This is a genomic window from Sporosarcina sp. D27 (assembly GCF_000586555.1).
Lineage (GTDB): Bacteria > Bacillota > Bacilli > Bacillales_A > Planococcaceae > Sporosarcina.
The window spans coordinates 154,400-181,279 of the sequence record NZ_AZUC01000045.1 but is presented as its reverse complement, the minus strand read 5'-3'; the positions used below and the strand labels follow the sequence as shown (position 1 = coordinate 181,279).

The 26,880-nt window shown below is 37.9% G+C and carries 22 protein-coding genes; 11 read left to right on the top strand and 11 right to left on the bottom strand.

Annotated elements, in window-relative coordinates; genetic code table 11:
* The first annotated feature begins 587 nt into the window (after nucleotides 1-587).
* The 3 genes from N693_RS0107840 (at nucleotide 588) to N693_RS0107830 (ending at nucleotide 5,562) form a co-directional block, all read left to right on the top strand.
* Nucleotides 588-1,853 carry an MFS transporter gene (locus N693_RS0107840; protein WP_025784246.1) on the top strand — a complete coding sequence of 422 codons (1,266 nt, stop codon included), beginning with the start codon at nucleotides 588-590 and terminating at the stop codon, nucleotides 1,851-1,853.
* 585 nt (nucleotides 1,854-2,438) lie between these two features.
* A complete protein-coding gene (locus N693_RS0107835) occupies nucleotides 2,439-3,416 on the top strand; it encodes a papain-like cysteine protease family protein (RefSeq protein ID WP_025784245.1) in 978 nt (325 codons plus the stop codon).
* 370 nt (nucleotides 3,417-3,786) lie between these two features.
* Nucleotides 3,787-5,562: an aminopeptidase P family protein gene (locus tag N693_RS0107830; RefSeq protein ID WP_025784244.1), complete on the top strand. Its 1,776-nt coding sequence runs from the start codon at nucleotides 3,787-3,789 to the stop codon at nucleotides 5,560-5,562.
* A gap of 239 nt (nucleotides 5,563-5,801) precedes the next feature.
* Here the strand turns inward: N693_RS0107830 and N693_RS0107825 are convergent, their stop codons facing one another.
* The 7 genes from N693_RS0107825 to N693_RS0107795 are packed head-to-tail and all read right to left on the bottom strand — an operon-like array spanning nucleotide 5,802 to nucleotide 13,707.
* A complete protein-coding gene (locus N693_RS0107825) occupies nucleotides 5,802-7,616 on the bottom strand; it encodes a helix-turn-helix domain-containing protein (RefSeq protein WP_025784243.1) in 1,815 nt (604 codons plus the stop codon).
* 24 nt (nucleotides 7,617-7,640) lie between these two features.
* On the bottom strand, nucleotides 7,641-8,300 hold the full coding sequence (locus N693_RS0107820) for a DUF1028 domain-containing protein (RefSeq protein WP_025784242.1): 660 nt from the start codon (nucleotides 8,298-8,300) through the stop codon (nucleotides 7,641-7,643).
* A complete protein-coding gene (locus N693_RS0107815; protein ID WP_025784241.1) occupies nucleotides 8,297-9,277 on the bottom strand; it encodes an ABC transporter ATP-binding protein in 981 nt (326 codons plus the stop codon). Before N693_RS0107815 ends, N693_RS0107820 begins: the two co-directional genes overlap by 4 nt.
* Nucleotides 9,264-10,253 (bottom strand): ABC transporter ATP-binding protein, encoded by a 990-nt coding sequence (locus N693_RS0107810; protein WP_025784240.1) that lies wholly within the window; start codon nucleotides 10,251-10,253, stop codon nucleotides 9,264-9,266. Before N693_RS0107810 ends, N693_RS0107815 begins: the two co-directional genes overlap by 14 nt.
* Nucleotides 10,254-10,273: 20 nt before the next feature.
* A complete protein-coding gene (locus tag N693_RS0107805; protein WP_025784239.1) occupies nucleotides 10,274-11,110 on the bottom strand; it encodes an ABC transporter permease in 837 nt (278 codons plus the stop codon).
* A 20-nt stretch (nucleotides 11,111-11,130) separates the two neighbouring features.
* Complete coding sequence (locus N693_RS0107800; RefSeq protein ID WP_025784238.1) at nucleotides 11,131-12,075, bottom strand: ABC transporter permease; 945 nt, start codon at nucleotides 12,073-12,075, stop codon at nucleotides 11,131-11,133.
* A gap of 60 nt (nucleotides 12,076-12,135) precedes the next feature.
* The gene (locus N693_RS0107795; RefSeq protein WP_025784237.1) at nucleotides 12,136-13,707 is read right to left on the bottom strand and encodes an ABC transporter substrate-binding protein; all 1,572 of its coding nucleotides are present in this window, start codon (nucleotides 13,705-13,707) and stop codon (nucleotides 12,136-12,138) included.
* A 170-nt stretch (nucleotides 13,708-13,877) separates the two neighbouring features.
* Here N693_RS0107795 and N693_RS0107790 point away from each other — a divergent pair, with 170 nt between their 5' ends.
* Nucleotides 13,878-15,020, top strand: a complete 1,143-nt coding sequence (locus N693_RS0107790; protein ID WP_025784236.1) for an amidohydrolase — start codon at nucleotides 13,878-13,880, stop codon at nucleotides 15,018-15,020.
* A 354-nt stretch (nucleotides 15,021-15,374) separates the two neighbouring features.
* On the opposite strand, the gene N693_RS19640 is transcribed toward N693_RS0107790, so the two are convergent.
* Nucleotides 15,375-16,844: a LuxR C-terminal-related transcriptional regulator gene (locus N693_RS19640; RefSeq protein WP_025784235.1), complete on the bottom strand. Its 1,470-nt coding sequence runs from the start codon at nucleotides 16,842-16,844 to the stop codon at nucleotides 15,375-15,377.
* A 428-nt stretch (nucleotides 16,845-17,272) separates the two neighbouring features.
* Here N693_RS19640 and N693_RS0107780 point away from each other — a divergent pair, with 428 nt between their 5' ends.
* The 6 genes from N693_RS0107780 to N693_RS0107755 all read left to right on the top strand — a co-directional run bounded on the left by N693_RS0107780 (nucleotide 17,273) and on the right by N693_RS0107755 (nucleotide 22,542).
* A complete protein-coding gene (locus N693_RS0107780; protein WP_025784234.1) occupies nucleotides 17,273-18,550 on the top strand; it encodes an MFS transporter in 1,278 nt (425 codons plus the stop codon).
* Nucleotides 18,551-18,598: 48 nt separating this feature from the next.
* Nucleotides 18,599-19,351, top strand: a complete 753-nt coding sequence (locus N693_RS0107775) for an SDR family NAD(P)-dependent oxidoreductase (RefSeq protein ID WP_025784233.1) — start codon at nucleotides 18,599-18,601, stop codon at nucleotides 19,349-19,351.
* Between the two features lie 288 nt (nucleotides 19,352-19,639).
* Nucleotides 19,640-20,146, top strand: coding sequence for a DUF1456 family protein (locus N693_RS0107770; RefSeq protein WP_037592961.1), 507 nt, complete (start codon nucleotides 19,640-19,642; stop codon nucleotides 20,144-20,146).
* Nucleotides 20,147-20,290: 144 nt separating this feature from the next.
* A complete protein-coding gene (locus N693_RS0107765) occupies nucleotides 20,291-21,037 on the top strand; it encodes a methionine ABC transporter ATP-binding protein (RefSeq protein ID WP_025784231.1) in 747 nt (248 codons plus the stop codon).
* Entirely contained in the window at nucleotides 21,030-21,692 is a 663-nt protein-coding gene (locus N693_RS0107760; protein ID WP_025784230.1) for a methionine ABC transporter permease, read from the top strand. Before N693_RS0107765 ends, N693_RS0107760 begins: the two co-directional genes overlap by 8 nt.
* Before the next feature lie 16 nt (nucleotides 21,693-21,708).
* On the top strand, nucleotides 21,709-22,542 hold the full coding sequence (locus tag N693_RS0107755) for a MetQ/NlpA family ABC transporter substrate-binding protein (RefSeq protein ID WP_025784229.1): 834 nt from the start codon (nucleotides 21,709-21,711) through the stop codon (nucleotides 22,540-22,542).
* Nucleotides 22,543-22,687: 145 nt separating this feature from the next.
* Here N693_RS0107755 and N693_RS0107750 read toward each other — a convergent pair whose 3' ends face one another.
* Together N693_RS0107750 and N693_RS0107745 are read right to left on the bottom strand one after the other, a co-directional pair.
* Nucleotides 22,688-23,227, bottom strand: a complete 540-nt coding sequence (locus tag N693_RS0107750) for a PadR family transcriptional regulator (protein WP_025784228.1) — start codon at nucleotides 23,225-23,227, stop codon at nucleotides 22,688-22,690.
* Between the two features lie 46 nt (nucleotides 23,228-23,273).
* Nucleotides 23,274-24,458 (bottom strand): YhgE/Pip domain-containing protein, encoded by a 1,185-nt coding sequence (locus N693_RS0107745; RefSeq protein ID WP_025784227.1) that lies wholly within the window; start codon nucleotides 24,456-24,458, stop codon nucleotides 23,274-23,276.
* Between the two features lie 288 nt (nucleotides 24,459-24,746).
* Between N693_RS0107745 and N693_RS0107740 the strand changes: the two genes are divergently transcribed.
* Nucleotides 24,747-25,823, top strand: coding sequence for a helix-turn-helix transcriptional regulator (locus N693_RS0107740; protein WP_025784226.1), 1,077 nt, complete (start codon nucleotides 24,747-24,749; stop codon nucleotides 25,821-25,823).
* A gap of 260 nt (nucleotides 25,824-26,083) precedes the next feature.
* On the opposite strand, the gene N693_RS0107735 is transcribed toward N693_RS0107740, so the two are convergent.
* Nucleotides 26,084-26,842, bottom strand: a complete 759-nt coding sequence (locus N693_RS0107735; RefSeq protein ID WP_025784225.1) for an SDR family oxidoreductase — start codon at nucleotides 26,840-26,842, stop codon at nucleotides 26,084-26,086.
* Between the last annotated feature and the right edge of the window lie 38 nt (nucleotides 26,843-26,880).

Sequence of the window (26,880 nt, the reverse complement as noted above, 5' to 3'; positions counted from 1 at the left end):
AGGAACTATAAAGAAATAGCTGTTGTAGTTGTTTCTTAGAGATATTATTACAACGTGTGTTCCTATTTAATTGAAATGTGTAGTTGATTTATATTTGCGTGTTTGACAATATGCAACCCCGTCGATTCAATAAGACGGGTTTTTTTTTGTTTTAATAGAATTGCTAAATTTACTTCATTATTTATTTTTGAAGTAAGACTAGGACAGAGATGAATTTATTAAAAACCCTTATGTGTAATTTATGAATTAATAACTGACCTCGCAAATGGTATACATAAGGATTATTTAAATTTATCGTATTATTCCAACGAAATTCATAGTATTGACACATTATACCGAGCGAGTTATTATTGTTACGAAAAGTAACTTGGTTATTTAAAGTCACTATAATTGTGAATGTTGGTTGTATTTTAAATAAAATAATTTATTTAACAAACAAGACGGTATTTATAAATTTAGTGATGGATATATCAAACTGAAGGATTCTTTTTTAAAAAAACTTTAATCGTAAAACTTCTTTCAAAGTAGAAAAAAGTTAGAGGTTTGTTTTGAAAATAGAAATAAACTATGGAATAGGGGATAACATCATGAGTCAGTCAAAGAAAAAAATCCACTATGCTTGGTGGGTATTATTAGGATTAGTTGTAATGGTCGGAGCTGCAAAAGGTGGCATTTTGACTACCGGTGGACTATTTCTAACTCCGGTTACAGAAGATTTAGGTATTGGAATGGGAAGTTTAACATTGTACTTTAGTATTTCATCAATCGTAACCATGATATCACTACCAATTGCAGGTAAGATGATAGCGAAATATAATATTAGAGTAATTTTAGTGACAGCTGTATTTTTGGAGGCAGGCTCCTTTGCGATGTTTGGATTAATGAACTCCGTATGGGGATGGTATTTGTTTGCTATACCTATGGCAATGGGATCTGTATTTGTAACACAATTGGCGGGTCCAGTTCTTATTAATAATTGGTTTGAAAAGCACAAAGGCGTGGCTATAGGTATTATGGTGGGAGCTGGAGGTTTAATAGGTGCTTTTCTTCAACCGGTAGCAGGTAACTTAATCGCAAGTGAGGGTTGGAGAAATACGTATATTATTTTAGGGTTAGGTGTAATGACGGTTGTTATTCCTGTTGTGTTATTAACGATTAGAAAGGCCCCACAACATAAAGGTTTAGAGCCATATGGTAAGGTTGTAGTTCAGCAAAATGCAGAGGTTCAAGTTCAAACTACAACAAATAGCGGGGTTACTGCTGCCATAGCAAAAAAATCAAGTGTATTATATTATTTACTATTTTTCTTCTTCTTTGAAACATCAATAGCTGCTTTTAACCAACATGTTGCGCCATTCGCGATGGGTTTGGGCTATGATATCAAGTTTGCGGGTAATGCAATGGGCACATGGTCCGTAGGTATTGTAATTGGAGCGATCTTCTTCGGTTTTCTCAGTGATAGAATTGGAGTGAAGAATACAGCGATTATCGCCATGCTTCTAGGGTTAGTTCCAGTAGGAATCCTTATAATAGTTCCTGAAAACCCCGTGATGTTTACATTAGCTACTAGCCTATATGGATTTGTTGTTGCATCTCTTGGGACATTGGGGCCGCTTTTAACAACAGCTCTATTTGGTAGTAAAGAGTTCAGTCAAATTTATGGACTTGCAATTACGGGATTGGCAGTTGCAGGTATTGTTGCGTTACCTGGATATGGCTTTATATTTGAAATGACAGGTAGTTACACATATGTGCTATATGGAATTTTTATAATGTTTCTCCTGAATGTGGGAGCCATTATCCTCGCATTTAAAGGAAAAAAGAAATTTGTAAAAGCAGGATTGTGGAATTAATAATAGGTTAAAGTGGGCGGACTTTATCAAGAATAGGTTTGGTAATTCTCATTTTAGGTAGAAATGTCTTTAGCGTATAAAGGGTGCATAAAGCCGCCTAAATTTAATAATAACGAACTAGAAATGAGAAGTTATCGCTAACTTCTTTTTTTTATTCTTTAGATAGTCAACAATTCAAAGAGTACTATTGGACTTATGCAGTAGCTGATCAGGCATGTAATGAATACAGGAAAGATGACGTATTATTTAATATTGAATGGAATAATTTTATGTGACGGTTCCAACATAGATGATGAATACTAAACTGCACTTACATTTCGGTGACCCGTACCACAAGTAAGTACAGTTTATGAAAAAACCACCTAAAACGTTGGAATTACAGCGTTTAGGTGGTTTTAAGTTTATATTTGATTTTCATATCTTTCATTTTCGGGGATTGTTCAATTGTCTACTTTTTTAACTGAAATTTCACCCTGTTACGAATATTGTTAAGCGCAAAAAAATATATTGTCAAATTTATCATTTTAGTTATAATAAATTCCAGTGCAAAAAAGCATAGAACAAAAAGAAAAGGTGGAGTGATAGATGAAAAGAATTCTTACAGCAGTTTTAGCATCTGCAATGTTACTGGGGGCATGCTCAGGTGAAGGAACGAAAGATAATGCGGAGGCTTTACTAGATACAAACACATCAGCGGAAACTACTGTGGCAGTTAAACCAACCCCGATTAAAGGTGACGATTATGATGAGGCAGGCGGTGCAGATGCATACGCAAATGCTGGAGATAATACAGAATCTCGCTACTATAAAGCACCTGATTTTTATAATTTAAAATCAGATGACAATTTAACAATTATCGAAAACTACCAAACGATGCAGCAAACAACGGAATGGTCTTGTGGCCCAACGACAGCATTGATGGTGGCGAATCATTTCGGTTACGATAAAATGACAGAAATGGATATTGCTATTCAAATGAAAGCAATGACTGATCTAGATGTAGAAGGTGCATTACCTGGATCTGCGAATAACTTTCATGAATATGGTGCAGATGTTTCTCAACTATATAACTTTTTCACAAGTATTGAAGGTTTTGAAGTAGTAGAAACAAGTTACCGTGCAGATTACACAGATGCGGATTTAATCCAGGATAATTCTGGGGCAACAGGTAATAACGTAGGGAACCTACCAGCAACATTCTCTTGGAATAGCTTGTATGCTTCTGAAAATAGTGAGACAACAGAGGCTTGGGTAACAGATGCCAAAGACAGCTATTTCATAAAATGGTTAACAGATCATTTAGAAAATAATCGTCCAATCATGGTTGAGTGGACGGACTGGGATGGTCATTGGCAATCAATTATTGGCTATGATAACAACGGTACAACGGGTATCGGTGATGATATGCTAATTTTTGCTGACCCATATGATACATCAGATCATTGGCAAGATGGATATTTCTTCTATCCATTAGAGCGCTGGTTCGCGCAATGGAATGACCGAAATATCGCACCTAAACCATTCCAATTACAACCGTTTATCGTTGTAGATTTTAATAAATAAAATAATATTATATGAGGCAGACATAATAATTTTTTATGTCTGTCTTTTTGTATAGACGGTAATTGATTCCAAAAATTAGGTTCCTGTTCAATACACAATTTTGAACTCTATGTTGCAAAAGGTATCGTTTACTTAGTGAAATGATGGGATGTGGCAATGTTTTTCTTTAAAGAGTAATGAAACCTCGATTATTCTTATGATTTTGAGCAAGTGTTTACATTTTTAATCATCAGCTAGACATATATTCAGGTAAAATGAATATGTGTCTATACTTTGCAATGCTGGCGGAATAATTAGTATAGTACTAACTGCATGGCTATATGACAGTGAAATTAATGAATTTAGTTTAATGAAAATGGAGGTATTAGTAATGAATATCAGAGATAGGGTTGAAAAGTTAAGACAGCTAATGAAAGAAAATCAAATGGATGCTTATATAATTCCAAGTTTTGATGCACATCAGAGTGAATATGTAGCAGAGCATTGGAAAGGTAGAGAATGGATATCAGGATTTACTGGATCTGCTGGTACTGTCGTGATTACATTAAAGGATGCTGGGTTATGGACAGATGGCAGATATTATATTCAAGCGGAAAAGCAGCTTGAAAACTCAGGAATCAGATTATTCAGAATGGCAGATCCAGGGGTCCCGTTTTATTCAGAATGGCTAGCGGATGTTCTTAAAGAAGGAAGTACGATTGGTTTTGATGGCAATGTTTTCTCAACTAGCTTGGTTAAAAGGATGGAGCAGGATATACAAGCAAAGAGTATCTTATTAAAAATGAATCAAGATTTAATTAATGACCTGTGGGAAGATAGACCGGAGATTCCTAAAGGACCGATTTTTACTCATGAAGTAAAATATGCAGGCAAATCGCGCGTAGAAAAATTAAATGAAGTAAGAGAAGAAATGAAAAATAAAGGAGCCAATTTCTATATCGTAACTTCCCTTGATGATATTGCATGGCTGTTGAATATTAGAGGGGCTGATGTGCCTAACAATCCAGTTGCAATAGCGAATGTAATCGTAGCAGAACATCAATGTTACTTATTTATTGATTCATGCAAGGTTCCTTCTGCGGTGAAATTAGAGCTAGAGACTGAGGGTATTCAGTTAAAAGCGTATGATGAAATTCAAACATTCCTAGAAAAACTAGCAGACGAAGCTGCCGTTATTTACGATCCGAATAAGACAAATATCAGATTATATAATGCCATAAACAGTAATGCGACGAAAATGGAGAGTTCTGACATCACAACTGATTTAAAAGCTATTAAAAATGAAGTGGAGATAAAAAATTTAAAATGGTGTGAAATAAAAGACGGTTTAGCCGTGGTGAAATTTATCAAATGGCTAAAAGATTCTGTAGACAAGGAGGAAATTACAGAGATTACGGCGGAAGAAAGATTAGAAGATTTCAGAAGAGAGCAGGAAGGATTTGTTGGACCTAGCTTTGATACGATAGCAGGTTATAAAGAACATGCTGCGATGATGCATTATAAAGCTAATAAAGAAACGCAATTTACTCTTAAAAATGAAGGCCTATTTTTAATTGATTCTGGTGGACAGTATTATGATGGAACAACAGATATTACAAGAACAATTGTTTTAGGACAACTTACTGATGAACAAAAAAGAGATTATACTTTGGTGTTAAAAGGATTTATTGCATTAAGCGCAGTAAAATATTTATACGGAACAACAGGCTCTAATTTAGATGTTTTAGCAAGACAACCAATTTGGCAGCATGGTTTGGATTATAAATGTGGGACAGGACATGGGGTAGGATTTTTCTTGAATGTTCATGAAGGACCACAGAGCATTAGGAATAGTAATCATGTAATTTTAGAAAAAGGCATGATTATTACGAATGAACCGGGAATATACCTTGAAGGCAAACATGGGATTAGAATTGAAAATATGATGGTAGTAGTTGAAGACGAGAAAACGGAGTTTGGTCAATTTATGAGGTTTGAAGAAATCACGTATTGCCCTATTGATCTAGCCGGTATCAATAAAGATATGTTAACAGAGAATGAAAAGCAATGGTTAAACAGTTATCACCAAGAGGTATACAGAAAGCTAGCTCCTTATTTAAATGAAGAAGAGAGAGTATGGCTAAGAGAAGAAACTAGGGAAATTTAAATAGGCATTGCCGATTACAAGTTAGAATGTAGCGCAAATATTAAAATAGTACCGTACTTAGACTAGTTACGGAGAACCGTACCACAAATAATGCGGGCAAGCCCATTAAATAGTATACATCGTAACAAAGTGGCAGTTGGTTACAGCAAGCGTCACCTCTGCCACCTATTTTTAAAAATCAATACTGGTAACTAGCAAAGCATTCTATAAAATAAAAGTTATTCAACAAAAACAGGAACTCATAAATACACATACTCATAAATTTTACATGCGAGCTGGATATCAAACCACTGCTCTGGATTGGCTAATGAAATATCAAGAATTTCTTCGATTCGCTTAACTCGATAATAGAGAGTGTTTTGGTGGATAGTTAACGCATCTATTGTGTTCTTCAAATTTCTGTTATTCTCTACATATACAATAAGCGTTTCGAGTAAATCTCCGTTCTTTTTATTTTCGTAGTCAAGTAACGCTCCTAAATGATCCTCTAAAAAAGTTTCTAGTTCTTTGTTGTCGAAATCTAGTAATATTCGATAGATGCCGCCATCGGAAAACTTATGTACGCGTCTATTTTTCCTTTTTTTCAGTAGTAGTAAACTTTTCTCTGCATCTCCATATGACTTTCGAATATCATGAAAACTTTCATACATTCTTCCCAATCCAATATAGACAGGAAAATTTACTTTGTTCAGATACTCGGTAAAATTCGTCAGAGCTTTTCGAGCGCTTATTTTTCCTTCTACTTCAGGGAATGACAGAAAGGCAATGACTTGGTCTCCTCTTTGAGTGACTATGCCCTTAATTTTATAAAGTTTTAGTGCCTCCTCAATCCATCTCATCCACTTTTCTCTTTCAAACCGGTTATCTTTTTTTGAATTATGTTCTATTTCACTGCAAATCAAAGCAACATAAAAATCTTCAGGTTGAAATCCCAAATTTTTCGCTTGTTGATCTAATTGACTGTCAGACGCACCAAAAATTATTTTTTCAAATAAATCACCGTAGATGACTCGCTGTGCTTCTAATATAGATTGTTGCTTCATCATTTCTAATGATATTAAGGAAGAGCCATATTCCAGCAACATCCGATCGACATGATGAAATTTCTCTTTTTCAATATAGGTCAATAAAAACCCGATAACTGAATTAGAACCGACGATAGGGATAATAATTATCGATGTTTCATCTGTCTGGTTATAAACCTGCCACTTCTTCATGGAAATAACATACTGTACCTCTTTGGTTGAAATGAATCCAGGTGGAAGTAAAGTTGGAGCCTGGTTCACATCGGCTATACGATTGAATAGCTCATCGTATAGGGAGATGGGAGCCGTTATATAGTGTTGAAATGCCAACATCATTGTTTGAATGCCCTTATTTTGATTACTTAATGTTGTCAGTTCATTATATAAATCTGCTGTTTTCTGTTGCTGATCATGCTCTTTCCTTAAAGCCTTTGCTGTTAGTAAGAGCTCTTTTTCGAGAGCGACTTCTTTCTTTTTCAATACATGATGCCGATAAGCTAACGAAATCATAGGTGTGAACGAATGGAGAATATCCATGAAATTCGAGGGATAGTGACTGTTGTTATCATGGCTACTTAGAGTGATCACGCCTAGTGTACCTTCTGTATCTTTTAAAGGAATAGCGATTGTTTGTTGTGGGTAATCTGCTTTGGTTGTTGAATGCAAATAGTGTGAAAGATTTATAGGGCTCATGGAACGCATTGCGAGAGTGATGTCTTGTTGTGTTGTCAAAAACATCGGTTCTCCAGTACCAAATACTTCACCGGAAATGCCTTCACCTGAAGTGAGTTGTGTTTTACGATAGTTTTCCTTATCGTAACCAACTGCGTGCTTAACAATAAGCTTTTGCGTCTTGTCGTTGAAAATCAGTAAAAATCCTACGTCAAGTTGAGGTATGACATGTAGAATCTCATTTACGATACTTTGTTCAAAATCTTCATTACCTACAGCGTCCATTATTTTCGAAACGGCAGAGGATAGAACTTTGTATAATCTACTATCTGTCATCAGTGAGTATGTTTTGTTCATCTTGGATCCTCCGCTCTTACGAATTTACTTTAGTCGAACCCCAACCTCGATGGACTCAATCCATTCATCGTATCGATCTATTAAGACGTGTTTATTTTTCTTATAAATACTTTCTAATTTTAAAACTGGCTCATCTTCATCATCCACTCGGAAGTCTACATAAGGATACCCTTCAACAGCTTCCACTTTGAGAATGGCTGATTGTTTCCCTCGTCGATCCCCACCTAAACTGTCTCCAACTTTCAACGATGCAATTAGTTTGTCTTCTAATTTACCTTCTGTTTTTAAAAATGCTTCTTCCATGCCTTCAAGAATATCTTTATGAGCTAACAAATTTCCTAGTATGGCATATTGTTTTCCTATAATATGTCCTTTTTCCTCATCATTTTCAATTCCAGTATAGACTGCACTATTGCCGAATCTATCTACAATCGCAAGCTGTCTTAACTCTCTGCCGGGATCACTGTGGAGCAATGTATTTAACGTTTCGTTTGCCGTCTGTCCCTCTTTTAAATAGTGCATCCCTCTTAAACCTAAAGCTGGATTCACCCATCCTTGTGTAGCAATGATACCAACATTTGCTCTAATAGCAGGGGAATGTGCTCCGACAGCTGGGAAACAAGAAGCAATGGCGGCGCCGAAATTCCCAGTTTCAGGACATCTTGCGATAATTGAATACGTCATACTAAATTCTCCTCTACTACGTGACATGCTACGAAATGTTCTGGTTCAACTTCTTTCAATTGTGGGACAACTTGCTTACAGATGTCTTTTGCAAGAGGGCAACGTGTGTGAAATTTACACCCTGTTGGAGGATTCATGGGACTTGGTAGTTCTCCACTCAATTTGACACTTTCCCTTTTTAATGAGGGATCTGGAACTGGTATTGCAGATATGAGTGCTTGTGTGTATGGATGTAATGGCCTCATATACAGCTTCTCACTTACTGTTAACTCAACAATATTTCCCAAATACATAACAGCAATTCGGTCGCTAATATACTCCACAACACTTAAATCGTGGGCGATAAACAAGTAGGTTAAATCATACTCATCTTGCAAATCTTTCATCAAGTTAATAATTTGTGCTTGAATCGAAACATCCAAGGCGGCAACAGGTTCATCTGCAATGATAAACTTCGGATTCAGCGCTAGAGAACGTGCAATGCCGATACGTTGCCGCTGCCCGCCTGAAAACTCGTGGGGATACCGATTTAAATAATCTTTTGAAATCCCCACCGCATCAATCAGTTCTAAAACTCTTTCTTTTCTATTCGGTACCTTATATGTAACCAAGGGTTCACTGATTAGATCTTCCACTGTCATTCTTGGATTCAATGAAGCGTATGGATCTTGAAAAATCATTTGAAAGTCTTTACGTTTTGCACGTAGCTGTTCTTTGGAGAAACTCGTTATATCTTCTCCTTCGAAGTGCACTGAACCAGACGTTGCTTCCAACAGCCTTAAAAGTAGTCGACCAGTCGTCGATTTCCCACATCCAGATTCACCTACAATACCAAGTGTTTCTCCTTTATAAATTGAAAACGAAAGATCCTCTACAGCACGAATGGATTGCTTCTTTTTACTCAAAAAGGAGCTTCCCATCGAAAATTGTTTCGATAAATTTTCCACTCGCACAAGTTCTTGTTTAGTCGTTTGCATGTCTTACCTCCTCTTCATATAGGTAACATGCCGCTTGATGTCCTTTTTTGTCAGCCTGTAATAGTGGTTGAACTTCTCGACATTTTTCCATTACGAACGGGCAACGATCTGCGAATGCACAGCCACTAGACAAATTGTGTAAGTTTGGTGGTTGACCAAGGATAGGTTTTAACCGCTCTTTATTCCCCAGTTTGGGGAGTGATGCGAGTAATCCTTTTGTATATGGGTGTTTTGGATTTGAGAATAGCTCTGCTACACTGGCCTTCTCAACAATTTTTCCCGCATACATAACGGCTACATGATCACAGATTTCCGCAACAACACCTAAATCATGCGTAATTAGCATGACACCTGCACCCGTTTCGTCCCGTAAATCTCGAATAAGTTCTAATATTTGTGATTGTATTGTTACGTCTAATGCTGTTGTGGGTTCGTCCGCTATTAAGAGTTTTGGGTTTCCAGCCAATGCCATTGCAATGACGCCCCGCTGTCTCATTCCTCCACTGAATTGATGAGGGTATTGCTTGGCTCTCAATTCTGACGAAGGGATACCGACTCTTGTAATCATCTCAATCGCTTTTTTCCAAGCACTTGTCTTCGACATTTGTTCATGAATTAATGGAACTTCAGCTATTTGATTGCCCACAGTGTACACGGGATTGAGAGAGGTCATGGGGTCTTGTGCGATTAAACTAATGTCTTTTCCCCTAATCCGTTGCATTTGCCGTTCCTTCAGACTCAGCAAATCTTGCCCTTCAAAATAGATTTCTCCGGTTACGCTTTCGCTCTTCTTATGTCCCACTAACCTTAAAATAGATTGTGAAGTGATGCTTTTTCCAGATCCAGATTCCCCTACAATACCGAGAATTTGACCACGATGTATGGTGAAAGAGATGTCATCTACAGCTTTTACAGTTCCCATATCCGTACGAAAAGATGTTTTCAACGATTTCACTTCAAGTAACGGCTCATTCATAGTGGTATGACACCTCCTTCTTATCTTTCGTTTTTCAGCCTCGGATCAAGCGCATCACGCAGTCCGTCTCCCATAATATTAAAACTTAGCACCGCTAAGGTAATAGCGATACCAGGGAAAATGGCGGTCCACCATGAAATCTCCATCCAGTCTTTCGCTTCACTCAACATAATTCCCCAGGAGGGCGTATCCGGCGAGACACCCAGTCCAAGAAAACTTAGAGCCGCCTCAGCCAATATGGCAAATGCGAAGGAAAGCGTCACCTGTACGATTAACGGCGCAATAGAATTTGGAAGAACGTGACGTCTCATAATATGAAAAGAACTGACGCCCATCGACTTAGCTGCTTCAATATACAAGGAATCTCTAATATTCAAAACAGCTCCTCGCGCAATTCGAGCAAAAATCGGTGTGTAAACGATCCCGATTGCAATCATCAAGTTCGTCAAGCTCGGTCCTAATATTGCCATGATAACAAGTGCTAGTAGAATATCTGGAAAAGCAAATAGCACATCCGTTATACGGGAAAGTACCTGATCAATTTTCCCTCCGAAATAGCCGGCAACAATCCCAATGATTGTACCGAAGAATAATGAAAACCCGACCGCAATGATGCCTACTTTCAATGAAATTTGAGCACCATACAAAATTCTACTAAAAATATCACGTCCAAATTGATCTGTGCCGAACCAATGCTGTGCATTTGGTGAAGCTAGAGAGCTTGTAGAATCCATCGCGAACGGATCATAAGGGACAATCCACTTAGCAAATAGCGCAACAACCAGGACGAGAAAAATGAACAAGAAGCCAACAAATGCGAACCGATTTTGTCTAAACCTTTTCCACGTCTCTTTCATAACTAATCCCTCACTTGTAACTAACTGTACCTAATTTTAGGATTTATAATGGCATAGATAATATCCACCGCCAAATTTATCAATACAAATGCACTTGCTATAAACAATATGGAGCCTTGTAAAAGACTATAATCTCTATTCGAAATGGCCTGTAGTGCAAGCTGTCCAATCCCGGGCAATGAAAAGATTTGTTCAATAATGATTGAACCACCTAGGAGATAGCCCGCTTGAATTCCCAATACGGTTACAACTGGTACAAGTGCATTGCGTAACCCATGCTTCCAGATTAAGCGAAAGTTGTTCACACCTTTGGCCTTTGCCATTTTCATGTATTCTTCACCTAACACTTCCAGCATAGACGACCTTGTCATCCTCAGCGTAACTGCACCAACTGCTGTACCTAAAGCAATTCCTGGCATTAACATCGTCTGGATATTCATCCATAATCCATCCGAAATCGGAACAAATCCACTAGAAGGCAACCAGCTTAAGTGAAGGGAGAACAAAAGAATTAGCAACGTTCCTAGCCAAAAGTTTGGTAATGAAATTCCGAACATCCCAAAGAAACTTGCGCTGTAATCGACTGGTGTATTTCTTTTTAAAGCGGCTACCGTGCCCAAAGGAATTGCGATAATCAATGCAAACACGATACTGATAATCGTAAGTTCTAGCGTAACAGGGAGTCTACCTACTATAATTTCCATGACAGGCTCATTGGTAAAGGAAGAAATACCAAGATCTCCTTTAAAGACGCTTAAAATCCACAGTCCATATTGAATGACTACTGATTTATCTAAGCCATATTTTTGTCTTAATAGTTCCGCCTGCGCTTCATTGTAATTTGTTCCTAACATCGCTGTAACTGTATCACCTGGAACTAACCTCACCATGAAAAATGCAATAATGGAAATGCCGAATAACACAGGAATCGCAATGAGCAACCGGCGAAAAATGTATGCAAACAAAAAATCACCTCCTAGATATAAAAAAAGAGGATAAAATGAAATCATCCTCTTTGTAATTTTTTATCGGTCAATCCATGTATTTTCCAAAGACTTTGTTGTGACAGTTGGGTTCACGTCAAATCCATTTACACCATCACGTACCGCTGATGCCTGTTGGTTGGCATATAAAAAGACCATTGGTGCATCGTCTACAATTATAGATTGTGCTTCCTTATAAATTTCAAGGCGTTCATTTTGATCCCCAGTCACTCTTCCTTTTTCAAGTAATTGATCTACTTCTGTATTCGAGTACGCTTGCTGATTCCATACTTCGTCCGTATGGAAAATGTTGTACAAGAACTCATCGGGATCTACAAAGCCCACCCAACCAACGATGGACATTTCAAAATCTTTCTTACCTAGTGCATCAAAGAAAATGCTATCTTCTTGTTGCAGGATTTCCACATTAATACCTAATGGTAACAATTGTTGTTTAACAACTTGGGCTGCATCGACTTGTGCTTTGTTTTGTCCAACTTTTAGTGTAATGTCAAAACCGTCTTCATATCCCGCTTCTTTCAACAACGCTTTTGCTTTTTTTAAGTCTTGTTTAGGATAAGTATCTAGCTCACCGTAAGCCCAGTGACCCGGTGGAATTGGTCCTCCAGTTAACGCAGTAGCTTGACCAAACTTCACGGTTGCATTCATCGCTTCCCGGTCAATTCCCATAGCGATTGCTTGCCTGACACCTTTTTCTTTTAGTGGTCCAGCTGTAACATTTAGACCGATATACTCCCAGTAAGTTCCTGTCACAGGTTCAACCGTTATTCCATCAGCTTTTGAAAGCAATTGAGTATCTTTAGGAGAAAGCTGTAATATTATATCTATTTCATTGTTACGAATAGCTGTCGTTCTGGATGTTTCATCGGGTATTGCTTTCCAAGTTACTTTATCCAAATAGGGGAGTCCCGGTTTAAAATAGTCCTCAAACTTTTGAAGAACCATCTCTTGGTCTTTCTTCCAGTGGACTAATTGAAAAGGCCCACTTCCAGCATCTGCTGTATCCAGGCTGCCGCCATTTTCTTCAACAATTGCTTTATTTACAATGGCGTTCATCGGATAAGCCAAAAATGTCAGGAACGGTGCAACGGGTTTATCCAACTTCACAGTAACCGTAAGTTCATCTGGCGTTTCAATGGATTCTACAGCTTCAAATTGTGGCGCTCTTACTAGCATTTCTCTAATTCTCTCAATAGAATATTTTACGTCCTCTGAAGTTAACTTGTCCCCATTGTGAAATTTCACCCCATCATGCAACGTAAGCGTATACACTTTCCCATCTTCGGATATCTTGTAATCTTCTACAAGATCACCTTCAATCTCACCATACGTTCCTTCGGTGTACTTAAAGAGTGTATTGTACATATTCTCGATATAATGCATGGACTGAGCATTTGTTTCATTATGAGGATCCAATCCTTGCGCATCATTTAAATCTACAATAGATAATTCGCCTCCATTTACTGGTTCACCACTTACTTTGGTTGGATTCTCTGCTTCTGCAACATTTTTTGATCCAGTGCTCTTATCATTGGAACAACCGACTATAACTAGGACTAGTAATAAACCTAGAAAGCCTAGTAACTTCTTCATTACACAACACCCCTTTTGTCAACTATTCTAACTAATTAAATTATATGTTAATTTAAAATAAATTTATATGGAACTTCTACCAAAAGTAAGCGTTTGCATTTTGGGAGAAACTCCAATTTAATTTTGAATTTTCAATTATACAATGAAGAAGGAAAATAGGAGGGATTTTAATGCTACTAATTAAGAACGCAAAGATATATACGGGTGTCGGACAATTCGTCGAGGGGCATTTCCAAGTAATCGATGGTAAATTCGGAGATATTAGTACGGATCATAATTTGATACACTATGACCGTATCATTGATGTTAAAGGGAAAATTATCACACCTGGGCTTATTGACGTTCATACACACCTTGGTATAAATCAAGAAGGTGTTGGACACGCAGGACATGACTTTAACGAAACAAGTTCAGAGTCGACGCCGCAAGTAAATGCGATTGACGGAATTAATATGAGAGATAAAGGATTTGAAGATGCACGTCGTTCGGGTGTAACGACTGTTCAGATCATGCCAGGAAGTGCGAATGTGATTGGTGGTGAAATGGTTGTCGTTAAAACGTACGGCACTATAGTAGATGATATGATTGTAAGAAACCCCTCGGGTTTGAAAGCTGCAACTGGGGAAAACCCAAAAACAATTCATGGTGGAAACAATAGAATGCCCAAAACAAGAATGGGCATCGCTGCACGTTTACGCGAGAAGCTTATAGAAGCACAAGAGTATAGTCGACAACGTGAAGAGGGAAAGTGTGGACTTAATTTAGGACTAGAAAATATCACGAAGGTATTACGGCGAGAAATGCCACTTCGAGTACATGCACACCGAGCGGACGATATCGTAACCGTTCTACGCATTCAAAAAGAATTCGATCTCGATGTTACAATCGAACACTGTACGGAAGGTCACTTAATTTCAGACTTTATTGCACAACGACCAGTTCGCGTGTCTGTCGGCCCAACAATGACAACACGTCCGAAAATAGAACTTGCTGAGCAAGGTTGGGTGACTGTTACGAAATTGAATGATGCAGGAATCCCGATTTCTTTAACGACAGACCACCCTGTCGTCAGTATCGAACATCTCATGACAAGCGCTATTTTAGCAGTGAAAAATGGTCTTCCAGAAGAAAGAGCACTCGAGGCAATTACACTAAATGCGGCAAAACACCTTGGCATAGATGACCGTGTCGGATCCATCGAAAGTGGAAAAGATGCAGACTTCGTGATTTGGAATGGAGATCCATTTGACCTTCGCTCCACAATCGAAACGACATTCATTGATGGAAAACCTGTTTATCAACGAATGTCGTGAGTTTGAAGACGATGTATAGATACAGCATACTTTACACGCCTGTTATATAAAAAAGTCGAAAATATAAAAATTCGTGACGAATTCTATCTGAATTCAAATGCGTTTCTCACTTGTGCACTCCAAATTGCAAATGCAGATTTTCCATTCGAGTGTGTAAAAAATGATATGGAGTGCCAACACTAAACTGAACAATTTTTAAAAAAGGGCAAGTCACTATTGAGTGACTGCCCTTTTTCTTGTATGCGGTGTTACTGTCTTTACGAGTTAGGTGATATTAGTAGAGTGCTACTACTCTTCTAAGGAGTTACCTGTATTTTACTTATTATAAACCTGAGAAATTGTAATGCTTAGAAATTAGGTTATCAATCCTAGACGGAATCCAGATGACACAACTTGGGTACGATTTTTTGCATTTAACTTTAACATAAGACTACTTATGTAGTCCCTAATTGTATGTTCACTTAGATGCAGGAACTCCCCCATTTTCTTATTGTCGTATCCATCTGCTAGTAGGGTTAGTACACTTAACTCACGGTCAGTTAATTCAATATTATTACTTGGTGAAACATTATGCTCGAAATTCTTTAGAAATAATCCTATCCTGTTGCAAACTTCCTCTATAAGTTGCAGATCTTCTTGCGTACAATCAAACTCTTTTCCCTCTTGATCTAAAGTCACCCAACCGAGAACTTCTTCGGAATGACATATTGGAGCAACAATTAGTGAGGATAAATTGAATAGCTCAATAGTCTCGTTTTTTACAGTGTGTACAGGGTTTTTAATAAATATCGGCTTTTTTGTAATGAGCATGGTATGAAACAACTGATTCGGATATACGTATCCTTGCGTTTTTTGAACCTTTGCTAATTCTTCACCAATAACCCCTTTAAACTCATTTGACCAAGGGATATACGCATAGAAAACACATCTACTATAGTTAAGCAGTTCTTCGCATCCCTTAACTATTTTTATGAAGTCATTGCTTCCGGAGTAGCTAATAAGAACTTTATTTAATTCGTCTAGAACTTTAAATTTATTGAGTAATGTTTTTTCATATTGAGCATTATTACTGGCGAAAACATTAAAACGAGAGAGGTAATTTTTGATTGTTTCTTCTTGTTCCTTCTCTAATGTTGTTATCGGGTATAGAAATATGCTAGATTCACCAACTTTGAATGATAGTGAATGACCAGATAACTCGTTTAAATGAGCACTATTAATATCTACAAGAGGATAAAAAGCAATTCTTTGTATCGTTTCTTGTTCTGTTCTACCCCATCCAAATATGGAGGGATTAGTATTTTTTTGATGTTGTACAAGAAAAACTTGTTGAATCGGAAATAATTCCAAATATGAAAGTAGTAAGCTTTGGGAAGAATGAGAAAGAAAATCATCTGTAATTTTATTGGTATTTTTCCAATTAGAAAAAAGGTTAGAAGTTTTTGTAGCAATAGTAGATAAATAAAACATATAAGAATAAGCTTTTACGTCAGTTGAATTTTTTAATATATTAACAAAAGCCTTTTCCAACATAAGGTGGAATAGGTGTAAGTAATGATAATCCAAAATCATTGAATACGTTTGTATCCAAGTAGTTAAAAGGGTGTCTAAATCGGTTTGAGATTTATTTTCATTTGGTTCAGTTAAAGTTTTCAAAAATGAACTTTCTAGAAACTCAATAATAGATTGTTCTTCTTTGGAGAGATTGGATTCTAATCTTATTTGCATATTAATATCCATTTGAAGACTGGTTTTATTTTTTTTTAGAAAGATAATAAATTCCTCAAACGATATATCACTATAGGGAAACAATTCAGGTTGCATTTATATAAATATCTCCTTTAACGAGTAAGTTACCTATAAATTGAGGGAGTAAAAAAAGGATTAACCCCGCATTTATAGGATAGTTCTAGCTAGTAGTGCCACGGTAAAATAATAAATGTTAACAATTTGTGGCTACTTTCATTTCGCGGAATCACTCTTGAGTAAAATTTCATCTCTTAAAGACGTTGGGCCAAGTGGTTCTTTAAATTAAAAATGAGGATACCATTACTATTTCTATTATAACGTAACACGCTTTGGCATGAGGAAAACAAGCTAGTGGATACAATCGAAATATTAATAACCTTGTATCAAATGTCCTTTGTAGAAGAAATCGGAGTGAATCCATACTCTAATTGAAAGATTTGTCGCCATTATTTCCAAAATAAGGTTAACGTTGCGAATAAAGTTTTAGGGAGATGGAAATCTACATGGACAAGTCATTAGATTTGAGTAGGAAATATAGCTGGGTTCTTTGGGGAATTATTATCTTTTTGTTTTTCGGAAACTTAATTAATTTCTCTGAAAAAAATATTGTCGGCCTTTCAGCTGAACTAATTATGAAAGATCTTGGTTTGAATTCTAACCAATGGGGATTAGTGGGAAGTGCTTATTATTGGATATTTCCTATTTCAGGGATTATCGGTGCTGCACTTTCTGATCGGTTTGGAACGAAAAAAGTACTTTCCGTTCTTATGCTAGCGTGGGGCATCATCCAATTTGGGGCTGTAGCGATTAATGGATTTAGTGCACTGATTCTATATAGAGTCCTATTAGGAATCTTTCAAGGTCCATTTGGTCCAGTTGCACTGAGTCATATCAATAAGTGGTTCCCAGCTGAAAAGCGTGGAGTCGCAAGCTCAATATTTACCTTAGGGGCAACAGCAGGAGGATTAGTTTTAGCACCTATTATTATTGGACTTACAACATTTGGATGGAAAGTTGCTTTTGCCGTATTTGGAGGAGTAAGTATAATTTGGTTTCTCCTATTTATGTTTACTACAAAAGAAAGCCCTTCTAGTGTAGAGCAAAAGGCAGCAACAACAAAAGTGGTTGAGAATAGTATTCAAAAGAAAAGCGGTAAAGAAGTAGTAAAGGCAATATTTTCACCCACTTCTCTTTTCACATTATTTCTCGCCTTCTCATCTTTTATATTTGTTGTATGGACGGCAATTTGGATGCCAAACTATTTAACTAAAGTAGCAGGTTTGACTTCAAATCAGATGGGGATAGCTGTTTCAATAGTGGGAGTAAGTTCCGCTATAATAATTTTTCTAGTGTCGATGATTTCTGATAAGGTGCTAGCAAAAACACAAAATTGGCGTTTATCCCGTGTATTGGTGATTGGTGTATCAGCCGGTATTGGTAGTCTGTTGCTTGTATCTGTAGTGTTTATACAAAATCCTGTTTGGAATGTCATTGCATTTGGGGCGGCATATGGTTTAACGGGGGCAAACTTTGCAATTAGCCCACAAATAATGATGAGACTAGTACCGGAGCGAAGTGGACTCATGGCAAGTATTTTAATGTCATTTCAAAATGTAGGTGGAATGATAGCTCCAGTAGCTACTGGATTTCTTATTGGCTTATCAAAAGATAATATTACCCAAGGATATAATAATTCCATTTTAGTAGTGTCAGGTACCATCCTATTATGTTCAATATTATTCATGTTGTTTGTTAAACCAGATGTGAAAAAGCTGGCTTAATAATATTTTTTGATAAAGACATCTAATCAAAGAGAGGAAGAGTTTACTATGAGATTACAAAACAAAGTTGCAATTATTACTGGTGGAGGAACTGGAATTGGTAAGGAGACCGCATTAAAATTTGCGAAAGAAGGGGCAAAGGTAGTCGTAACTGATATAAATAAAGAGGCGGCTATGAACACTGCTCAAGAGATCCAAGCAATAGGTGCTGAAGCTATTTTCGTACAACATAACGTAAGCAACGAAGATGATTGGAAAAAGGTTGTTAGTGAAGCAAAAAGTCACTTCAATAAAATCGATGTACTATTTAATAATGCAGGAATCTATATCATCAAACCTCTTACTGAAATAGAATTAGATGACTGGAATCGTTTAATGTCTATAAATGTAACAGGAGTTTTCCTTGGCATGAAGCATGTGATCCCTGTGATGGCAGAACAAAAGAGTGGATCTATCATTAATGCTTCATCAATTGCTGGTTTATTTGGAGCTCCTGGACATACTCTTTACGGGGCAAGTAAAGGCGCTGTTCGTATCATGACAAAGGATGCTGCTATTGAATATGCTGGCAAAGGTATCCGTGTAAACTCTATACACCCAGGATTCATTGAAACTGCAATGACAGACTATGCTTCAGAAGCAACTGGACGTACAACAGAGGAACTGAATAACGCATATCCTCTTGGAAGAATGGGTACTACCGAAGAAGTTGCACATACAGTTGTATTCCTAGCATCTGATGAATCTTCTTTCACAACGGGTACAGAGTTCGTTATTGACGGTGGAGCTACTGCAAGATAATTGAAGTCGTTTTGTTGAAGAGGAAATCTTATATGGACAAAGAAGCAAGCACTCTAATTAGTGCTTGCTTCTTTGTTTTGAGCTGTTGGAGAATGTTCTCTTTGGCCATACTACAAATAGATTAGGGGAATTTATAAACTTACTAACTGAATGAGGAGTTCAAGCTCTCTTCGATTAGTTGGAATGCCAAGTTAAATTGGAAAGTGGGATAGTAAGTGTAGGCAATAAATAATAAAAAGCATTATACTGATACATACTAAGCAAATTAGAAGGGTTTGGGTGAATATCATGAATAATAACGATATATTAACGCGATTAAGGTACGCGTTGGACATAAAAGACGCAGAAATGGTTGAGATTTTCAAACTGGGCGGAGTTGAAACAACAAAGACAGAGGTCCAGAACATGTTATCAAAGTCAAAAATCAATACAGATGGTGAAACACCAGAAGAGTATGTCAAAATGATCGATAACAAAACGCTAGAGTCTTTCTTAAACGGATGTATAACATTGAAAAGAGGTCCACAAGAGGAAACACCAGAGACTATCAAAAACCGTTTTTTAATGACGGACGATAATAGAAACGTAAATAATATTTTACTCAAGAAGATGAAAATTGCACTTTCCCTAACGAACGAAGAGATGATTGATATCTTAAATGACGTAGGTGTCACGCTGTCAAAAAGTGAATTGAGCGCTGTTCTAAGGAAAGAAGGTCACCGCAATTATAAAGAGTGCGGTGATCGGTACGCAAGAAACTTCCTAAAAGGATTAGCTCAAATATATCGAGCATAAAAAATACGAACATCCAGGCAGGCTCCGAATTATTAACGGAGCCTGCTTTTTTTAGTTGTCTTGCAGATAATATGACAGTATATACATGATACGCTATAATCATGGAGGTTGAAGCGCCTTTCAACAAAGAGAGAGGGGAGTATTTTGATATCACTACATAATGTCAGTAAGAACTTTTCAAACATACCCGTCATTCAAAGCATTTCCCTGACCATTGCACAAAGTGATATCCATGGCATCATCGGAGTAAGTGGTGCTGGGAAGTCAACATTGCTTCGTCTTATGAACTTGTTGGAAACACCAGACGTGGGCGTAGTGGAAGTGAACGGCCAAAAGATGACTTCTCTCAAATCGAAGCAACTTCGGAAGGCTCGTAAATCCATCGGGATGATCTTTCAACACTTCAACTTAGTGGCCAATAAAACCGTGTACGAAAATGTAGTGGTCGCGCTGGAACTTGCTAAGTATCCGAAAACTGAACGTCGAAAACGGGCTATAGAATGTCTTCAATTTGTTGGACTTGAAAGCTTCCAGTCCAAGTATCCAGCGCAGCTAAGTGGCGGTCAAAAGCAGCGAGTTGCGATTGCAAGAGCGCTTGCGAATCATCCGCACGTGCTGTTATGTGATGAACCCACTTCATCTCTTGACCCCCATACAACTGCTGAAATCCTCACAGTCTTAGCGGATATTAATCAAAGATTTGGGGTTACCATTGTCCTTGTGAGTCATGAGATGGAGGTCATTAAAAGCATCTGCAACCGTGTAACTGTGCTCACGGAAGGAACCGTCCATGATACGTTGTCCATTACACCTAAAGGTATTCAGGCGACGGAAAGCTCTGCGAATCACTTTGTAGAACAGCTCATGAAAGACGGTGATCGAGATGCCTGAAGTACTCGTTCAATATCAAGCTGAAATTTGGAAGGCGATAGGAGAAACGTTCATCATGGTGGGGGTTTCGATCTTTGCTGCTATTTTAATTGGGCTCCCGGTAGGAACGTTGTTATACCTTTGCCGTAGGGGAAAACCGTTTGAAAATCAGGTTGTTTTTTCAGTCGTCAACTTATTTGTGAATGTGGTCCGTTCTTTTCCGTTTCTATTGTTAGTCGTCTTCTTAATCCCTTTTACAAGATTTCTAATCGGAACAGCAATCGGTACCGCAGCTGCAACAGTGCCACTTTCAATTATCGCGATTGCCCATTACTCTCGTTTAGTGGAACAAGCGTTATTGGATGTACCAAAAGGAGTGATGGAAGCGGCGATTTCTATGGGAGCTTCTTTGAAAGAACTCATCTTTAAATTTCTTTACGTGGAAGCACGTTCCGGACTCGTCCTTGGATTAACGACTTCCATCATTAGCTTCATCTCTTATTCAACCATCATGGGAGTGGTCGGAGGCGGAGGAATCGGTGATTTTGCGATTCGTTATGGCTATCAACAGTTTAAGACGGATTTAATGCTCTATATGATTGTGATCATGATCATTTTAGTACAGCTTATTCAATTTACGGGAACGACTGTATCTAGATGGATCGACAAAAGATAAAGAACAGGAGAAAACAATGAAAAAACTTCTTTTATTTTTAACGTTGAGTATGATTCTTGTAGTAGCAACAGGCTGTAGTAAATCGGATTCTGCAAAAGAACCTGAAAAGGCTCCAGCAAAAGAAGATGAAGTTGTTACATTGAAAGTCGCGTCATTAATTCCACCAATGACGGAGATCTTGGAATTGGTGAAACCAACCCTTGCAGAAGAAGGCGTGGACCTTGAAATCGTCGTTTTGGGAGATAACGTTCAACCTAACAGTGCTCTTGCTGCAAAAGAAGTAGACGCAAACTTCTTCCAACACGTACCGTACATGGAAGAATTCAATCGCAATAATGATGCAAATCTAGTTCCGATAACGCCGATCTATTTTGCCAATTATGGCGTCTACTCAAAAGAATACGACTCCATGGACAAACTGCCAAAGGGTGCGAGCATTGCAATCGCGAACGATATTTCAAATATTGATCGCTCATTGGCGTTATTAGCTCAGCAAGACATCATTTCGCTAAAAGAAAAAAATGGACCTTATTATACAAAAGCAGATATCCTGGAGAATCCGAAGAACTATGAGTTTAAGGAAGTGGATTTGCTGATGCTTGCGAGAATGTATGATGACGCAGATGCAGTTATCATGACACCTGCTTATGCAGCACCGCTGAACCTGACGCCGAAAAGCGACGCGCTCCTAACTGAAGGTGTCGAAAATGACTTCGCAATCACGCTAATTGCCCGTGAAGACAATGCGGATTCGGAACCGATTCAAAAGCTATCCAAAGCGATGACATCAGACGAGGTCCGTAAGTTTTTGGAAGACAACTACGACGAAACGGCAATTCCAGCATTCTGATTAAAACATAAAAAGGCTTTAAGAGAGGGGATCCCTGACTCTTAAAGCCTTTTCCAATTCAGATCTTCTCACAACTTTTTGCATCTGAACAAACAAAAAGGACTTTCGCAGAAATCAGTTCTCACTGACTTTCTGGAAGGTCCTTTTATAGATTACCCTGTTCAATTTGTTTAATAGCTTCTTCAATCCAATAAATGGTGTGATCAGATTTAGTTGTAAAGTATCCAAGAAGCAACTCATTGAGATTTTCACTTTTTTTGTCTCTACGAGTATTGTTTTCAAAATTCATGATACGATCCCAATGGGCTTTATAATCGGCCAATCTCTCTTTTAAAAGGATTACTACTTTTTCAGAATCCACGTATTTGATGTTAGCCAGGCCAATGACAATGTCATTAATGTCACTCGCAGATTCAAATAATTTATAAATCTTTTTGGGGAGCTCTTCACGGCCTTTAGCCGTAATCGCAAATACTTGTTTATCTGGACGATGTTCTTCTTTTATGATTTCAACGGGTTCAATCAAACCACGTTTTGCCAGAGCATCGAAGTGATAGTACAGTTTACTCTCTGTGATTCCACCTAATTCGTCCAATGGAATGGGTTCAGACATTTGTTTTTTCAGCTTATAAGGATAGGTTTTTTCCATCATTAGTTTGCTTAATATAAACACTTGAATGCTCACTCGCAATGCCCCTTTAATAAGAATAATTATTCTTATTATAACATGATTAAGACAACACTTTTGTAATTTCTTCGATTTCAGTCCTTGTTGCGGACTTGTTAGTTGGTTTGGATTTGTGAACGGTCGCAACGATTATGATATTTATGACCATTGCACCTAAACCAACCGCAGCTAGTGACCAAAGGAATGGACTTGGACTAATGCTTCCATATAGATCTGCTAAGTAGCCCTGTACGGAATAATACATAGGTGTAAAATGACTAGCCCATTCATAAGGCTTGTACATCATATCACGTGAGATTACTGCCCCATTTGCTAAAGTCTGTACGAAGATTAATGGGATATTGAGAATCATACCAGCAGATCCAAGTAAGAAAATAAGAATCGCTGTGAAATTGAAACTTGCCATATAGATGAGGGTCTGATGACCAACGATACTCAAGAACAAGCTTCCATCAGGTTGGTTCACTAAATAGGTGATTCCTGTAGCCGCTAGTGAAGATAACACTGCTATTAAAAGAGCAGTCAATTGTAAGTAGATGAATAGTCGCGTCTTGCTAGCTTTTCCACGGCTTTCTTTAAAAGCTTCTACTAATTGCATGGATCCAATCATAGCACCGATATAGCTCGCCATTGTTAGGAACATAGGGAGCATATTATTATGCATGCCATCTGGAATCTTGTTGACGGTCACTACGTTACCAACATAAGCTGTTTCAATTTTTTCGGCTAATTCAGAGGCTTGCTTTTCGGGTACATTAAAGTTCATTAATACGCTTTGAGCCGTTTGTTGAGAGAATTGCTGACTTAACTGATTATTGATTTCTGCAACAACTGACTTCATTGAGGATGAAATAACTGTTGCTCCTGCGTCGTTAATTGTAAAGTCGATACTAGATGATGTGTCACCATTTTGCATATCCGAAGAGAATGATTCGGGAATATGAACGACTAAGGCTAGATCATTTTTCTCCAATTCTTTTAAAGCTTGCTTATTTTTTATATCCGTTTCTATTTCTTTAAAAGGTAAGTTTTCTTGTAGTTGATCAGCAATCTTTGCACCATATTCACCTACATCATCATTGACAATCGCAATTGGTAACTCATCAATATTTCCTGGGATTGCCGTATAACCTGGTAAGAAAATCCCTAGCATGGCAATCGCATAGAATACCCCCATAATGATGGCGGCAATAGAACCCCTTGTTTTTAGAAATTGTGTGAATTTCATTTTTTTTCCTCTCTCCAATTCAATATACACTTCGAACAATGGACTTCAAGAAAAGTACTTTGTTTAAAGTATCTCATCATTTTATTCTTTTTTCCTAGGAAGTCAACTGATTTGATTTGAAGGAGAGTTGGATTTTGAAGTAAGTGAGACGTACATATTCTAAAAGAAAGAGCAAACCGGCAACAAAGATTGGTGGGCTTTTCTAAATAGGCCGGTTTTCCATTAGCACAACAACTATCATATGAATAAACTAGCTACAGCGTATACTGTTAATCAGGAGTGATGAAATTGAATGAGTGTATCCAGCACATGATTGATTGGATAGAGGGCAAATTGCAAGGGGAGTTTTCTTTGGACGAGTTAGCAAATCATATGGGGTATTCTCCATACTACTGCTCTTTTAAGTTTCATCAGACAACCGGTATCAGTATAAGGCGCTACATTTTGCTGCGAAGATTATATTTGTCTACAGAGGATTTAGTAATGAATCGCAAAATCATCGATATTGCGATTGACTATAACTATTCTTCCCAAGAAGCTTATAGCAGAGCTTTTAAATCAGTTTTTGGCGTGAGCCCAAGAGATTTTCAACGCCATGAAATGCCAGTCCAATCGATTGCCAAGCTAATGATTCATCCAAGAAAGGACGGAGATAGTATGAATACTCGCAGAGAAAAAGAAGTAGTACACTTGCAAAGTGAAAAGAGTGAATTATTTGATCAAGATGTATTGAATATCTTAAATGGTGAAGTCATGTATGAGGAATTCAAAAGTAAAAAATTAATGGGCAATTCAGATTATGCCCCATTTAATGAAGCGATGTGTGTCCATGAAACGACTATTCCAATTTTCGATTCTACATTCATTGAAACACGTGCTTTAGGACATCATGTCTCTATTGAAAGTTACACCTCTAAAGTGATGCAGCCATTAAAAAATCTTAATCAGAAAAACTATAACTATATAGTTTTGTGGTTTGGTGAAGATATGTTTTGCCAGATGAATCTTCTAACCGTTCTTGCTTATCTTGAGCAGTCAGATTATAAAGGTACGGTGTATTTAAATAGTTTTAGAGAGGACGAATTTAAAGTAACTCAAACTGAACTTGCTTTGGGCAACTATTATTCAGTCTATGAAGACGTACTAGTGGATCACAAGAAGCCGAAACATGAAGTTCTGCCTGTGATGTACCAGGCAATTAAGTTGTATCTAGAAATGCAGACTGAAAACAATCCCGTGACTAAATACATTGCTAGAAACAAACAGTTGTCTCAATCCGAATTGCTCAAGCGGTTATTTGAGGTTTTCCCGATGATCGGGTATGGGGACACTCAGTATATAGAGCTGATAAATAAAGCACGGTAAAGGAATATTACTGAGCTTGTTTAGAAGAAGCGCATAAGGAGTGCAGTTGTACCGTGGATTATTTAAACCGTCAAATCGCACAAAATAAAATATGTATATCTGTTTAACTCGCACTTACTCCAAATAAAATAATCCGTATCACGTGTAAACCAAAAGACCGCAAAGCACGGGTCTTTTGGTCTTTAAAAGTGTCTGATCCAACTAATCTCATTCAAGACTATTCTCAAGTCCTAAAGACACGCCTACACAAACCCAATTCCTTAATAGGAAGTCCAGCCACCGTCTACACCAATTACCTGTCCATTCACAAAACTTGCAGCATCCGATCCTAAGAGGATGGCAATTTCTGCAACTTCATCAGGCTGTCCTACCCGCGGGTTCAGGGACATCCCCAGTGATTGGCGACGTGCACCAAACTCGCTTATATTTTTCATGGAAGTACTAATATTCGTCGCGACGGCTCCGGGGGCAATCCCGTTGCAGCGTATGTTTTTGTCTGCGTACATGAATGCCGTATTTTTTGTTAGACCAACGACGGCGTGCTTCGATGCTGTGTACGCAGCTCCCGCGCGACCACCGTAAAGCCCGCCTGCAGAGATATTGTTGACGATAGAACCGTGTCCTTGTTCCATGAATAGATTTACTGCAATGCGCATAGATCTCATTACGGCCGTTGTATTCACTGAGAAAACTCGTTCCCATTGTTCTTCTGAAACTTCCCCAATAGGCTCCATGCCATCCATGATACCGGCGTTGTTTACAAGGATGTCTAATTTACCGAATGCTTTTTTTGTTTCATCGAATAGCCGTTGCACGTCCTCCTCTAATACCACATTTGTTTGAACTGCAATCGCCTCTGCACCTATAGCTTTAATTTCATCTACCACAGCTTGAGCACCCTCCATGTTGATGTCGGATACCACGACTTTCGCGCCTTCCTTTGCGTACCCTACAGCAATCGCTTTTCCCATGCCGGATGCTGCTCCTGTGACGATAGCTACTTTTTCTTCTAATCTCATTCGAACCCGCCTCCTCTGATTTTACTGTACACCTGTTC

What these genes read in the sequence shown, in the direction of transcription:
- N693_RS0107840 (WP_025784246.1), top strand. Translation starts at nt 588, where the DNA reads ATGAGTCAGTCAAAGAAAAAAATCCACTATGCTTGGTGGGTATTATTA.
- N693_RS0107835 (WP_025784245.1), top strand. Translation starts at nt 2,439, where the DNA reads ATGAAAAGAATTCTTACAGCAGTTTTAGCATCTGCAATGTTACTGGGG.
- N693_RS0107830 (WP_025784244.1), top strand. Translation starts at nt 3,787, where the DNA reads ATGAATATCAGAGATAGGGTTGAAAAGTTAAGACAGCTAATGAAAGAA.
- N693_RS0107825 (WP_025784243.1), bottom strand. Translation starts at nt 7,616, where the DNA reads ATGAACAAAACATACTCACTGATGACAGATAGTAGATTATACAAAGTT.
- N693_RS0107820 (WP_025784242.1), bottom strand. Translation starts at nt 8,300, where the DNA reads ATGACGTATTCAATTATCGCAAGATGTCCTGAAACTGGGAATTTCGGC.
- N693_RS0107815 (WP_025784241.1), bottom strand. Translation starts at nt 9,277, where the DNA reads ATGCAAACGACTAAACAAGAACTTGTGCGAGTGGAAAATTTATCGAAA.
- N693_RS0107810 (WP_025784240.1), bottom strand. Translation starts at nt 10,253, where the DNA reads ATGAATGAGCCGTTACTTGAAGTGAAATCGTTGAAAACATCTTTTCGT.
- N693_RS0107805 (WP_025784239.1), bottom strand. Translation starts at nt 11,110, where the DNA reads ATGAAAGAGACGTGGAAAAGGTTTAGACAAAATCGGTTCGCATTTGTT.
- N693_RS0107795 (WP_025784237.1), bottom strand. Translation starts at nt 13,707, where the DNA reads ATGAAGAAGTTACTAGGCTTTCTAGGTTTATTACTAGTCCTAGTTATA.
- N693_RS0107790 (WP_025784236.1), top strand. Translation starts at nt 13,878, where the DNA reads ATGCTACTAATTAAGAACGCAAAGATATATACGGGTGTCGGACAATTC.
- N693_RS19640 (WP_025784235.1), bottom strand. Translation starts at nt 16,844, where the DNA reads ATGCAACCTGAATTGTTTCCCTATAGTGATATATCGTTTGAGGAATTT.
- N693_RS0107780 (WP_025784234.1), top strand. Translation starts at nt 17,273, where the DNA reads ATGGACAAGTCATTAGATTTGAGTAGGAAATATAGCTGGGTTCTTTGG.
- N693_RS0107775 (WP_025784233.1), top strand. Translation starts at nt 18,599, where the DNA reads ATGAGATTACAAAACAAAGTTGCAATTATTACTGGTGGAGGAACTGGA.
- N693_RS0107770 (WP_037592961.1), top strand. Translation starts at nt 19,640, where the DNA reads ATGAATAATAACGATATATTAACGCGATTAAGGTACGCGTTGGACATA.
- N693_RS0107760 (WP_025784230.1), top strand. Translation starts at nt 21,030, where the DNA reads ATGCCTGAAGTACTCGTTCAATATCAAGCTGAAATTTGGAAGGCGATA.
- N693_RS0107755 (WP_025784229.1), top strand. Translation starts at nt 21,709, where the DNA reads ATGAAAAAACTTCTTTTATTTTTAACGTTGAGTATGATTCTTGTAGTA.
- N693_RS0107745 (WP_025784227.1), bottom strand. Translation starts at nt 24,458, where the DNA reads ATGAAATTCACACAATTTCTAAAAACAAGGGGTTCTATTGCCGCCATC.
- N693_RS0107735 (WP_025784225.1), bottom strand. Translation starts at nt 26,842, where the DNA reads ATGAGATTAGAAGAAAAAGTAGCTATCGTCACAGGAGCAGCATCCGGC.